Source organism: Streptomyces sp. NBC_00669, from assembly GCF_036226785.1.
Lineage (GTDB): Bacteria > Actinomycetota > Actinomycetes > Streptomycetales > Streptomycetaceae > Actinacidiphila.
In genome coordinates this window covers 7,730,121-7,743,013 of record NZ_CP109018.1, presented here as the reverse complement: position 1 = coordinate 7,743,013, position 12,893 = coordinate 7,730,121, and the positions used below count along the sequence as shown (strand labels likewise).

The following is a 12,893-nucleotide window of genomic DNA, read 5'->3' as shown; positions in this document are numbered from 1 at the left end:
CGGTTGGGCCTCGCTGAGCCGGTCGTGCGTCGTGCGCCCACCGCCACGCTTCACCGTAAGGACCGCGAGTCCGAGAGGAACCGCAAGACCGTAGGAGCCGCAGGGCCGCGGGGCCCTGCGACCGTGACCGTGACCGTAGGAGAGGGAAGGCCGTCGCCATGCGCTATCGCACCGCCGCGCCGGCGGACGAGCCGGCGCTGCACGCCCTGTGGGCGGCGGCCTTCCCCGACGCGGCGACGGTCGTCGCGCTGTGGGGCCGCGACCCGGGCCGCCACAGCCGCACGTTCGTCGCCGAGGACGACGGCGGGCGGCTGGTCTCGGTGCTCCACTACCTGCCGCGGCCGATCCGCTCGGCCACCGGCCGCCCGCAGCGCGTCGGCTGCCTCGGCAGCGTCGCCACCCACCCCGACGCGCGCGGCCAAGGCCACGTCCGGCACCTGCTCGCGGCGGCGGTGGCCGCCATGACGGCCGACGGGTGCGCCTGGTCGCTGCTGTTCACCGCCACCCCGCGGGTCTACGAGGGCGCGGGGTGGCGGTCCTTCGCCGCCCCCGGCTGGTCGGGCCCGGTCACCGACCGCGCGCCGCACCCCGGCGCCGCCGCCGTACGCCCCTCGACCCGCGCCGACCTGCCGGCCCTGCGAGCGCTGCGGGACGGCTTCGACGCGGTCCGCCCGCTGACCACGGTGCGCGGCGCGGACGACTGGGAGCACCGGGTGCCCGTCTGGTACGCGGCCCCGGCGCAGATCCTGGTCGCGGAGGACAGCGGACATGGGGGAAGCGGCAGGAACCCGGAGCCCGGGGCGCCCCTCTTCCCCGGTGGACCCGGTGGACCCGGTGGACCCGGCGAACCCGGCGAACCCGGCCGACTCGACCGGGCCGGCCAACTCGGCCGGGCCGGCCGACTCCCCTCCCTCGCCGCTCCCTTCGCGCCGTCCGGCCGCCCGCTCGGCTTCGCCGTGCTCCGCCGCCCCGCCCCCGATCAGGTCGAGCTCGCGGAGATCGCCCTCGCCCCCGGCCGGGAGGAGGACGCGGCCGGCGCCCTGCTGTCGGCCGCCGCGGTCCGGGCGCGCGCGGCGGGCGCGACGTCCGCGACCGTACGGCTGCCCGCCGAGCCCGCCGTCGTCGGCGCGCTCCCCCACCTCCTCGCCGAGTCCGTTCCCGAGGCCACCCACTACGGGATGGCCCGCCCGGTGCTCGCCCCCGCGGCCGAGGTCCTCGCGACCGTCACCGCGCCAGGCGCCTTCCACTGGTACGGCGACTCCTTCTAGTGCCGTGACCGGGGCGGGGTGCCCCGCGCGCTCTCCCGCTGCCTTCAACGGGTGGCGCGCCCGGCGCCTCGCGCTCTCCCGCCGGGACCGGCGAACCGCCGAGCCGCCCGCCGCCCCGCTCTTCGCCCCGGGCCGGCTCACCGCACACCCTGCTCGTGCTCCCGGCCCGCGGCCCCTCCCCCCGCCCGGGCCTGCGCCCGGGCCTGCGCCCGCCCGCCGACCGTGGACACCCGCGCACTGACCGCCTCGCCCGCCCCCTGCCGCCTGCAAGACTCAGGTGTTTGCCTAAAGGTCTTAGGTATGCGCATGATGGGTATCGGAAAACGGGAGGAAGCTTATGGTGCGCGCAGGGTTGACGGCTGAGCGGCTGACCCGGGCGGGTGCGGAGCTGGCCGACGAGGTCGGCTTCGACCAGGTGACCGTCTCGGCACTCGCCCGGCGGTTCGACGTCAAGGTCGCGAGCCTGTACTCGCACGTGAAGAGTTCGCAGGACCTCAAGACCAGGATCGCGCTGCTCGCTCTCGCGGAACTCGCGGACCGGGTCGCCGCCGCGCTGGCGGGCCGCGCGGGCAAGGACGCACTGGCCGCGTTCGCCGACGCGTACCGCGACTACGCCCGGGAACACCCGGGCCGGTACGACGCCGCCCGGCTCCGGCTCGACCCGCAGACCGCGGCCTCCAGCGCGGGCGTCCGGCACGCCCAGATGACGCGGGCGCTCCTGCGCGGGTACGACCTGACCGAGCCGGACCAGACCCACGCGGTCCGGATGCTGGGCAGCGTCTTCCACGGCTACATCAGCCTGGAGATGAGCGGGGGCTTCAGCCACACCGCCGTCGATCCCCGGGAATCCTGGGACTGGATGGTGGACTCCCTCGACGCCCTGCTGCGCAACCGGACCTTCCCCGCCCACCCGCGACCGTCGTCCCCGTGAGCGTCACCCCCGTGCGCACGACCGCCACCGGGACCGGGACCACGACCACGACCGCAACCGCCACCGGGACCGCCACCGGAACCGTGATCGACAGGCAAGGACCATGAACACCGAGCACGACTGGACCACCACCCCCCTCACCGCCGGCATGCTGCGCGGCGCCGTCGAGGTGGAGCGCACGCCGCACGGCCTGCTCCCGCACCGGCTGCCCGCCTCCGCGCGCCGCCAGTTCCCCGACGACCAACTGGCCATGGCCGAGGCGCAGCCGTCCGGGGTGCGGCTGGTCTTCCGCACCCGGGCGACCACCGTCGAACTGGACGCGCTGCCCACCAAGCGGGCGTACGTCGGCGCGCCGCTCCCCCCGGACGGCGTGTACGACCTGCTGGTCGACGGGGTCCTCGCCGGCCAGGCCACCGTGCCCGGCGGGCGGCTCCGCATGATCGACATGGCCACCCAGGCCGCCGAGGTGCGCGAAGGGCCCGCCGGCACCGCCCACTTCGCGGACCTGCCGCCGTACGACAAGGACGTCGAGATCTGGCTGCCGCACACCGAAGGCACCGAGCTGGTCGCGCTGCGCACCGACGCGCCGGTCGAACCGGCGCCGGAGAGCGGGCGCAAGGTGTGGCTGCACCACGGCAGTTCGATCAGCCACGGCTCGAACGCCGCCCATCCGACGGGGATCTGGCCGGCGCTGGCCGCGTCCCGGGGCGAAGTCGACCTGGTCAACCTCGGGTTCAGCGGCAGCGCGCTGCTCGACCCCTTCACCGCGCGCGCGATGCGGGACATCCCCGCGGACCTGATCAGCGTCAAGCTCGGCATCAACATCGTGAACGCCGACCTGATGCGGCTGCGCGCGTTCGGCCCCGCCGTGCACGGGTTCCTCGACACCATCCGCGAGGGGCACCCGGACACGCCGCTGCTGGTGGTGTCGTCCATCCTGTGCCCCGTGCAGGAGGACACCCCCGGTCCGCTCGCGCCCGACTTCGGCGACGGGGTCTTCCGGTTCAAGGCGACCGGCGACCCGGCCGAACGCGCCGCCGGGCGCCTCACGCTCAACGTCATCCGCGACGAACTCGCCCGGATCGTCGAGCAGCGCGCCGCCGACGACCCCCATCTGCACTACCTCGACGGTCGCGAGCTCTACGGAGCGGCGGACTACGCGGAGTTGCCGCTGCCCGACGAGGTGCATCCCTCCCCCGAGGCCCACCAGCGGATCGGCGACAACTTCGCCCGGCTGGTGTTCGGCCCGGGCGGAGCGTTCCACGCCGGACCCGCGTGAGCGGAGATCCGGTCCGGCGGGCCGGAACGCACCCGCACCACTCGTGCGGGCGGTGCTGTCAGCGGGGGCTCCTCAGCTGTGCGGCACGACATGGCCGCGGTGCGGTCAGGGCGTGAGCAGGCGGTCCTGCTCCGTCGGCGGCGTGCCCGCGTGCCAGTCCAGCGCCTTGCCGAAGCGGACCAGTTCGCCATAGAGGGCGGGGTCGACGCGGTCGGCGAGGATCAGGTCGAGCACTGCTTCGGCGGCCTGCGCGGGCGACTGGGCCTGGCTGAAGTCGCCGAACCACGGGCGCGAGGTGGGGGTGTCGACCATGCCGGGGCAGACGGCGGCGACCAGGGTGCCGTCGGCCAGGTCGCGGTCGCGGCGGTCGGCGGCGACCGCGCGCACGGCGGCGACCTGGGCCACCTTCGAGGGCACGTTCAGCCACAGCGGCCAGCCGTCCTCCGTGGCCGTCCTGTGGTGGACGGCGCTGCGCCAGGACTCGACGGCGTACTCGACCTGGTCCAGGGACGCGCCGTCGAAGAGGCGGTGCAGCCGCGGAGTGAGGTGGCCGAGGGTGCCCAGGCTGCTGGCCACGACGAGCAGCCGGCCGCCGGGGCGCAGGACGGGGCCGAAGGCGCGCAGGACCGCGTGGGTGGCGGAGTTGGACACGTCGATGAACTCGTCGGCCCGCTCAGCCTGCGACTCGCCGGGCAGCAGGCGGGCGACCGCGTTGGAGACGACGATGTCGACCCCGCCGTGGCGGGCCCGCAGGTCCTCGGCGAGGCGGGAGACGGCGGCGGCGTCCGTGACGTCCAGGACCTCGCCCTCGACGCGTGCCCGGGTCGAGGGCGCCTGCGCGACCTCCTGTGCCGCGTCCGTCACCCGCTGCCGGTTGCGGCCGGTGAGCAGGACCAGGTCGTCCTGGTCCATGCGGGCCGCGAGCCCCTCGACGAGGGCCCGGCCGAGCCCTTGGTTGGCGCCCGTGACGAGGGCGATGCGCGAAGTGTTCACGCCTCCACGCTAGGAACCCCGCATCCATGAGTCCAACGACAGTTCTGCACTGGTGGTATGCGTAGACGTCATGGACTTCACCGAAGTGTCGCTCACCGCGCTGCGGGTCTTCCGCGCGGTGGCCGAGCAGGGCACCTTCACCGCGGCCGCCGCGTCGCTCGGGTACACCCAGTCCGCGGTCTCCCGGCAGATCGCCGCGATCGAGCGGGCCGCGGGCGCGGAACTGCTGGAGCGGCGCCGCGACGGCGTCCGGCTCACCGACGCCGGGCGCATCGTCATGCGCCGCGCCACGACCGTACTCGACGAGATCGAGGCCACCGCGCGTGAGCTGTCCGGCCTGCCGGCGCAGGGCGGGACGGTACGCCTGGGATGGATGCCCAGCGCCGGCGCCGTGCTGGTTGCCCGCGCCCTGGCCGAGCTGCGCCGCACCGACCCCGACCTGAACGTCGTCGGGCGCGAGGGCAGCACCCCCGCACTGGCCCGGGCCCTGCGCGCCGGCAGCATCGACCTGGCCCTGCTCGCCTCCGGGCCGCCGTTTCGCGCACCGGACACCGAGTCGCCCCCGCTCGCCCTTCAGACCCTGACCGAACGCCCCCTGTACCTCGCGGTGCCGGCCGCCCACCCGCTGGCCCGCGGCGAGTACGTCGACGTCGCCGACCTGCGCGGACAGCGCTGGATCGCCAGTCCCTCCTCGGGGGAGGAACGGCTGATGGGCGTCTGGCCGGGCCTGGACGAGCGGCCCGAGATCGCCCTCACCGCCCGCGACTGGCTCGCCAAGCTCCACCTCGTCGCCGCCGGCTGCGGGCTGACCACGGTGCCGGCCACCCTCGCGCCCGTCGCGCCGCCCGGGGTGCGTGTCCTGCCCGTCCGCGGCGGCCCCCAGGAACAGCGCCGGCTGCTGCTGGCCCGCCTCCCCCTCCCGCCGGAGCAGTCCGTCATCCGCGTCGCCGCCGCGCTGCGCGCCGAGGCACTCGCCACCACCGCGGCCGCGCCGCTTTCCTGACGGAGGGTCAGGTCAGAGGGCCCGGCCCCGGCCCGGTCGGGTCGCGTCCCGTCGAGTCGCGTCGCGTCGCGTCGCGACGGGTCAGCGTCCGTGCGGCGGCAGGCACCGCTCTCGTGGGCCTACGGCGACGCGTGCGGGCCGTGGCCCTCTCTCCCCGGCGTGCGGGGGTGGCTCGCGCGCCGGGTGGGTGCCGCCGCGCGCCGGAGCGCGGGGTGCGCGGGCAGCACGCGCGCGAGCGCACTCCCACGCCCCGCCTCACCACGGAGGTTTACACCACCGGGGGCGCGAAGGCGCCCCCCGCGCGCTATACCGCGGCTCGGGCCGGGGCTGCTTGGCTGATCCCTGCGCGGAATTCACCCGCATTGCCCACAGCGCCCGCCAACGTCCGACAGACCGTCAGCGTCCGCCAACGCCCTTGTCCACCAGTCCCGTTCGCCCCTTCTCACCTCTCCTCACGCTGCTTGTCCAGCTCATCTTCCGGGAGAAAACGTGCCCGAATCGGTACGCACCACCGGCGCCACCACCGACGACCCCGCCGCCGAACCAGCGAGCGGCGCACAGCTCACCAGTCTCAGCACCCAGGCGGCGCGCCAACTCGCGACCACCACCAAGTCCGAACCGCAGATGCAGGGCATCAGCTCGCGCTGGCTGATCAGGATGCTGCCCTGGTTGGACATCAAGGGCGGCACCTACCGGGTCAACCGGCGCCGCCAACTCCGCGTCGGCCGAGGCCGGGTGGAGTTCGAGCAGAACGGCGCCGACGACGTCCGGGTCATCCCCGAGACCCTCACCGAGCTGCCCCCGCTGCACGGCTACACCGACACCGGCGGCGTGCTCGCGGAGCTCGCCGCCCGCTTCCAGGTCAAGGAAGTACGCCCCGGCGAGGTGCTGTTCGAGGCCGGGCAGCCGGTGACGGACACCTATCTGGTCGTCCACGGCCGGCTCACCCGCTACACCGCCGGCATGTACGGCGAGGAGGGGATCGTCGGGGTCGTCACCGACGGCGACCAGCTGGGCGACGAGGCCATCGGCCGGACCGACCCGCGGTGGACGACCTCGGTGCGCGCCGACACCGCGGGCGTGCTGCTGGTCCTGCCCTGGCAGACCGCGCGCGAGCTGATCGCCCGCGAGCCGTCGCTGGCCGCGCACCTGGCGGCGTACGCCGAGCAGCAGCGGCTGCCCACGAACCGCCGCGGCGAGGCCGACATCCCGCTGCAGGCCGGCCACTCCGGTGAGCCGTCCATCGCCGGCGGCTTCGTCGACTACGAACTCGCGCCGCGCGAATACGAGTTGTCGCTCACCCAGACCGTCCTGAAGGTGCACAGCCGGGTCGCCGACCTCTACAACGACCCGATGGACCAGACCCAGCAGCAACTCCGGCTCACCATCGAGGAGATCCGCGAGCGCCAGGAGTGGGAGCTGGTCAACAACCGCGAGTTCGGCCTGCTGCACAACGCCGACTACGGCCAGCGGATCAGCACCCACTCGGGCCCGCCGACCCCCGACGACCTCGACGACCTGCTCGCCATGCGCCGCAAGACCCGGCTGTTCATCGCCCACCCGAAGGCGATCGCCGCGTTCTTCCGGCAGTGCAACAAGCGCGGTCTGGTCCCCGGCACCGCCAATGTCGACGGCCACGAGGTCCCCGCCTGGCGCGGCGTCCCGATCTTCCCGTGCGGCAAGATCCCGATCAGCCCGCAGCACTCCAGCAGCATCATCGCGCTGCGCACCGGCGAGGCCGACCAGGGCGTCGTCGGCCTGCACGCGACCGGCATCCCCGAGGAGTACCAACCCGGCCTGAACGTCCGCTTCATGGGCGTCAACAACGCCGCGATCATCAGCTACCTCGTCACCGCCTACTACTCGATGGCGATCCTGGTGCCCGACGCGGTCGGCATCCTGGAGAACGTCCAGCTCGGCCGGGTCGAGTGACCGCGCCGAGCGACCGAGCGGAGTCCGCGATGGCCACTCCCCCCGACGCCGCCCCCGCGCGCCCGCTGCTGCCCGGGCCGCCGAGCTTCCCGCGTCCCGCGTCCGCCCGCCCCACCGGGGCGATCCCCGGCCTCAGGTACCAGCCGGCCACGCCCGCCGACCCGGAGAAGGTCAAGGAGGTCGACCGCCGTCTCGAGGCGTGGGCGCGCGAACTCGACCTGTTCCCCACCGCCTGGAGCGGCGACTTCGCCGGATTCCAGTTCGGCCGGGCCGTCGTACTCCAGCACCCCGGCGCGGCGGATCTGGACCGCCTGACCGTCGCGGGGCAACTCCTGCTCGCCGAGAACCTCGTGGACGACTGCTACTGCGAGGAAGAGGAGGACCGCGGCGGGTCGCACCGCGGACTCGGCGGCCCGCTGGTCATGGCCCAGTCGGCGATCGACCCCTTCCACGGCACGCCGGAGGCCGAGGCGGACTGGCGGCAGGGCATGCAGGCCGACGGGCCGCTGCGCTCGTACCACTGGGCGATGAAGGACTACGCCGGCTTCGCCACGCCCAGCCAGACCACCCGCTTCGTCCACGACATCGCCCGCCTGCACCTGGGCTACCTCGCCGAAGCCGCCTGGGCGGAGACCCGGTTCGTGCCCAAGGTGTGGGAGTACCTGGTGATGCGCCAGTTCAACAACTTCCGCCCCTGTCTGTCGATCGTGGACGCGGTCGACGGCTACGAACTGCCCGAACCGGTCTACTCCCGCCCGGAGATCCAGCGGATCACCGCGCTCGCCTGCAACGCGACGACCATCGTCAACGACCTCTACTCGTTCACCAAGGAGTTGGAGACCGATCCGCACCATCTCAACCTGCCGCAGGTCGTGGCCGCCAACGAGCGGTGCGGGCTGAAGGCCGCCTATCTGCGCAGCGTCGAGATCCACAACCAGATCATGGCGTCCTTCGAGGAGGAGGCCGCCGCACTGTCGGCGACCTCACCCGTCGTCGGCCGCTACGCCCGCGGGCTGTCGGACTGGGTGGCCGGCAACCACGAGTGGCACGCCACCAACACCCACCGTTACCACCTGCCGAACTACTGGTAGGCGCAGTTCGCTTCACCCGCACCACCAACAGCACCCTGTACCAAAGGAGTCAGCGTTGACCACGACCCACCGCGGCACCACCACAGCACCGGTGCCGGCCCAGTCCTCGTACCAGACCCGCGTCGCGGACTACTGGAACGCCGAGGAGAACCCGGTCAACCTCGAACTCGGAAAGATCGACAACCTCTACCACCACCACTACGGCGTCGGTGACGCCGACTGGTCGGTGCTCGACGAGACCGACCCCGGCGTGCGCCGGGAGCGGATCACCGCGGAACTGCACCGGCTGGAGCACGCCCAGGCCGAACTGCTCGCCACCCACCTCGGGCCGCTCTCCCCCACCGACCGGGTCTTCGACGCCGGTTGCGGGCGCGGTGGCGGCAGCGTCGTGGCGCACCTGCGCTACGGCTGCTCCGCCGACGGCGTGACGCTCTCCACCAAGCAGGCCGAGTTCGCCAACGCGCAGGCCCGCGCCCGGGGCATCGACGGCAAGGTCCGCTACCACCACCGCAACATGCTCGACACCGGTTTCCAGACCGGCGGCTACGCGGCCTCCTGGAACAACGAGTCCACGATGTACGTCGAGTTGGAACTGCTCTTCGCCGAGCACGCCCGGCTGCTGCGCCGCGGCGGACGCTACGTCACCATCACCGGCTGCTACAACGACACCTACGGGCAGGCGTCCCGCGAGGTGTCCCTCATCAACGCCCACTACATCTGCGACATCCACCCGCGCTCGGCGTACTTCCGGGCGATGGCGGCCAACCGGCTCGTCCCGGTCCACGTGGAGGACCTCACCGCGACGGCCATCCCGTACTGGGAGCTGCGCAAGGAGGCCGACCACCTGGTCACCGGCGTTGAAGAACCGTTTCTGACGGCCTACAAGAACGGCAGCTTCCAGTATCTGCTGATCGTGGCCGACCGGGTCTGAGCGACCCGTCAGGCCGGTCAGCCCGGTCAGGCCGGTTAGGCCGGTCAGGGCCCGCGCACACGTCGAGCGGCGCGTGCCGGCCACGGGAGGGTGCCCCGTGGTCGGCGCGCGCCGCCGTCGTCGTTCCGCGTCCGCCGCTCACCCGTAAGTGACGGTGCGTCAGATCGCGCTGAGCGTGGTCCACTTCTGCGCGCCGGTGCCGTTGCAGTCCCACAGTTGGAGCTGGGTGCCGTCGGCCGTGGAGGAGCTCGGGTCGTCCAGGCAGCGGCCCGACGCCGGGTTGCGGTAGCCGCCGTCGTACGGCTGCCAGACCTGGTTGGCGCCTCCGTTGCAGTCCCAGATCTGCACCTTCGTGCCGTCGGCGGTGCCGCCGGCGTCGGCGTCGAGGCACTTGCCCACCGCCCGCAGGCTGCCATCCGTCCGCAACTGCCACCATTGCGCGTCGCTGCCGTTGCACGACCACAGTTGCACGGCGGTGCCGTTCGTACCGCTGTCGCCGTTGTCGTCCAGGCACTTGCCCGCGATGCCGGACTGCACCGGGCCACCGGCCGGCACCGGGGGCGTGATCCAGCCGGCGGCGTCGGCGGCCTGGACTCCGGCGTGGAAGGCGTCGGCCATCTTCTGGTAGCCGCCGTCGTTGGGGTGGAGCTGGTCGGACAGGTCGGCGGCGGTCAGGGCGCTCATGTCGACGAACCCGACGTGCTTGCCCGCCGCCTGCTCGGCCTGCACGATGCCGGGCACGGCCGCGTTGAACGCCGGCCGGTTGGGCTCCTCCACCGGATTGGTGGACACGATCAGCGAGCCGACCAGCACCGTCGCGTACGGCGCGTCCGCGGTGATCTGGTCGATCAGCGCGTGCAACCGGTCGGTGGCGGTGGCCACTTCGTAGTTCTGGTTGAGGTCGTTGGTGCCGATCTCCAGGGTGATGACGTTGGGCCGGTAGCGGTCGAGCACGCTGTCCGCGAGCCCGGCGATCTGGTCGATCCGCCAGCCGGAGTGGCCTTCGTTGTCCGGGTCGGCCATCGTGCCGTTGCGGCCCGAGCCGACGAAGTCCAACGCGTGCCCGTCGGCGGACAGTTCGCCGCCCAGGTCGGCCCGGTAGCTGTCGCCGGTACTGCTGCCGACGCCCCAGGTGATCGAGTCACCCAGCGGCATCACCCGCAGGCTCGACGCGTCGGCGGCGGACGCGTGCGCGGCCGGTGCGGTCCGGTGCTGGCCGCCGACCGCGGCGGCCGGCAGCGCGGTGCCCGCGCCGATACCCAACGCGGCGGCGAGCGCCAGCGCGAACAGTAAGGGAGGTCGTCTCATCGTGGTGCCACGCTCCTTCACGAGAAGTGGGGGGAACAGGGCGTGCGAAGGTCGAACGGCCCGGTCAGCCGGCCGCGTTGAGCAGATCGAGCACGCTCTGCTGGCAGCCGTAGTCGCTGCTGCCGGCGCCACCGGCCCAGTGCGGGCCGTACTGGTCGAGGGAGTTGCGGTCGTTGGCGTACGCGGAGTTCGCCCACGCGGTGAGGTCCGCCGCGTAAGGGTGGTCGGACAGCTGGGTGTTCAGCTTGCCGAGCCCGCGCACGTACGCGCCCTTGAAGCTCGGGCCGTCGCCGGTGCAGCTGTCACCCTCGCCGGGCTCGCGCAGCACTCCGCCGGACTGGAGCTTGACGGTCGACGCGTCGGCGAGGGTGCGTGCGGTGTCCAGCAGCCCCGAGTCACCGGTCGCCTTGTACAGCTCGGTCAACCCGCCCAGCACCACGCCCTGGTTGTACGTCCAGGTGGTCTGGCCGTTGTTGACGCACGAGTCGTTCAGGCCGTCGTTGATCATGTGGTCGCCGTTGATCATGCCGCTGTTCTGGAACCACGACCACTCGGTGTTCGCCCGGCCGAGGTAGGTGGTGTCACCCGAAATCCGGTTGTGCAGCGCGGCGTTCAGATACAGGTACAGCTCGTTGGTGATCGCGTTCTTGTACTCGCCGTCCGTGTTCCAGCGCACCCCGCCGCCACACGTGTCGTTCCAGTTGTCGGACATGTGGTCCGCGTCGGCCCGCGCGGTGTTCAGGTAGCGGCTGTCACCGGTCGCGTCGTACGCGTCGACCCAGGCCAGGCCCCACCAACCGGTGTCGTCCAGATAGCTGTTGGTGAAGTTGCCGTCCTGCGCGTTGATGTTCGCGTCGTACGTCTCGCTGATCGCGTACTTGTAGCTCGGCATGCCGCTGATCCGGGCGTCGTCGATGATCGCGGTGAGCGCGTTGGCGCTGGTCCACCAGCCGTTGCCGCCGAACAGCTTGCTGCCGCGGTCGTACGACATCATCAGCGCGGTCGCCGCGGCGGTGCCCCGGGACCACGCGTTCCAGGTGGTGCGCGCCCACGAGGTGCACGCGATGCCACTCGAACCGGACGCCTGGCCGCAGGCCCGCACCGCGCCGACACCCTCGTTGTTCCAGTCGTCGACGTTGTACATCAGGGTGCGCCAGCCGCCCGACCCGGACGGCACCGAGGTGTCGCCGAGCTTGCTGCCGTCGCTCCAGGTCCGGCCGCCGTCCATCGAACGGTCCAGCCACACCTCGTCGCCCGCACCGCCGTTGTCGATCGACGCCCACGCCATCGCGTCCGTGTCGTCGAAGTGCAACACGATCGAACGCGAGTTGACCGACGTGCTCACCGGCTGCCGGTCCGTCGTGCTCAGCGCCGGGTCGCGGGCGTCGCAGTACGCGTTGCAGATCGTGCTGGCGGCGCTCACCGAGGGCGCCGATGACGCCGCCTCCGCAGGTGGCGCCGCGCCTTGCGCCACGACGGTTGACATCGTTGTCAGGGCGGCCGCGAGGGCGGCGATGCGCAGTGGTCTCATTGCACGCATGGGGGGCTCCTGAGCGTTTGGCCTGGCGCACGGGGCACGCCACTTGGGGGGCGCTGGGGGGAGAGCGCTCTCGTCGGAAGCTAGCCAGCGGGTGAGGGCGCGTCAATAACCTGCGCGGATGGTCGGATCACTCGGAGGTGGGGTGCCGTTCGGCCGGGGGTGGGGCGGGGGTGGGCGGGGGCGCCAAGGGGGGGGGCGCCGGCCGGCCGGGAGCCGCTGGAGGGGGCCCGGGTGGACGTGCGCGGGTCCACCCGGGTCCCTCCGGCCCCGTGCGACCTCCTTCGGCACATCTGTCTCATCGGGCGCACTTTTCCCAGGTCGGGGCCGACCGCACGGGGGGTGGGGCGACCGGGGGCGAGCCGGTGCCCTCTTTGCGTGGCAGGGGCTCGGCGGGCGGGCGGCGCGCGGGCGGGCGCGAACCGCCGGGTGCCGAACTCCCGTTGTCCGTCGCACCGCACCACGATCCACCACGACCGCACACATACGGACGGGCGTGGCTTGCTCCGCAGACGTCGGATGTCTCTTCGCGGCGCGAGGTACGCCCGGGGCGAGGTCGGGAGCCGACCCCGCTTCCGGTTCCGGCTTCCGGCTTCCGGCTTCCGGCTTCCAGCCTCCGG

At 73.0% G+C, this 12,893-nt stretch carries 10 protein-coding genes; 7 read left to right on the top strand and 3 right to left on the bottom strand.

Annotated elements, in window-relative coordinates; all coding sequences use genetic code 11:
* The first annotated feature begins 158 nt into the window (after positions 1–158).
* The 3 genes from OG896_RS32715 (at position 159) to OG896_RS32705 (ending at position 3,478) form a co-directional block, all read left to right on the top strand.
* Positions 159–1,268 carry a GNAT family N-acetyltransferase gene (locus OG896_RS32715; RefSeq protein WP_329371136.1) on the top strand — a complete coding sequence of 370 codons (1,110 nt, stop codon included), beginning with the start codon at positions 159–161 and terminating at the stop codon, positions 1,266–1,268.
* Positions 1,269–1,605: 337 nt separating this feature from the next.
* Entirely contained in the window at positions 1,606–2,199 is a 594-nt protein-coding gene (locus OG896_RS32710; RefSeq protein WP_329371134.1) for a TetR/AcrR family transcriptional regulator, read from the top strand.
* Positions 2,200–2,302: 103 nt separating this feature from the next.
* Positions 2,303–3,478 carry a GDSL-type esterase/lipase family protein gene (locus OG896_RS32705; RefSeq protein ID WP_329371132.1) on the top strand — a complete coding sequence of 392 codons (1,176 nt, stop codon included), beginning with the start codon at positions 2,303–2,305 and terminating at the stop codon, positions 3,476–3,478.
* Between the two features lie 105 nt (positions 3,479–3,583).
* On the opposite strand, the gene OG896_RS32700 is transcribed toward OG896_RS32705, so the two are convergent.
* The gene (locus OG896_RS32700) at positions 3,584–4,471 is read right to left on the bottom strand and encodes an SDR family NAD(P)-dependent oxidoreductase (protein ID WP_329371130.1); all 888 of its coding nucleotides are present in this window, start codon (positions 4,469–4,471) and stop codon (positions 3,584–3,586) included.
* A gap of 70 nt (positions 4,472–4,541) precedes the next feature.
* Between OG896_RS32700 and OG896_RS32695 the strand changes: the two genes are divergently transcribed.
* From OG896_RS32695 to OG896_RS32680, 4 genes are all read left to right on the top strand, one after another.
* Positions 4,542–5,474, top strand: a complete 933-nt coding sequence (locus OG896_RS32695; RefSeq protein ID WP_329371128.1) for a LysR family transcriptional regulator — start codon at positions 4,542–4,544, stop codon at positions 5,472–5,474.
* 489 nt (positions 5,475–5,963) lie between these two features.
* A complete protein-coding gene (locus tag OG896_RS32690) occupies positions 5,964–7,406 on the top strand; it encodes a family 2B encapsulin nanocompartment shell protein (protein WP_329371126.1) in 1,443 nt (480 codons plus the stop codon).
* Between the two features lie 29 nt (positions 7,407–7,435).
* On the top strand, positions 7,436–8,497 hold the full coding sequence (locus tag OG896_RS32685; RefSeq protein WP_329371124.1) for a family 2 encapsulin nanocompartment cargo protein terpene cyclase: 1,062 nt from the start codon (positions 7,436–7,438) through the stop codon (positions 8,495–8,497).
* Positions 8,498–8,552: 55 nt separating this feature from the next.
* On the top strand, positions 8,553–9,428 hold the full coding sequence (locus tag OG896_RS32680; RefSeq protein ID WP_329371122.1) for a geranyl diphosphate 2-C-methyltransferase: 876 nt from the start codon (positions 8,553–8,555) through the stop codon (positions 9,426–9,428).
* Between the two features lie 159 nt (positions 9,429–9,587).
* On the opposite strand, the gene OG896_RS32675 is transcribed toward OG896_RS32680, so the two are convergent.
* Together OG896_RS32675 and OG896_RS32670 are read right to left on the bottom strand one after the other, a co-directional pair.
* Entirely contained in the window at positions 9,588–10,736 is a 1,149-nt protein-coding gene (locus OG896_RS32675; RefSeq protein WP_329371120.1) for a ricin-type beta-trefoil lectin domain protein, read from the bottom strand.
* Between the two features lie 64 nt (positions 10,737–10,800).
* Positions 10,801–12,276, bottom strand: a complete 1,476-nt coding sequence (locus OG896_RS32670; protein ID WP_329371119.1) for a glycoside hydrolase family 76 protein — start codon at positions 12,274–12,276, stop codon at positions 10,801–10,803.
* Between the last annotated feature and the right edge of the window lie 617 nt (positions 12,277–12,893).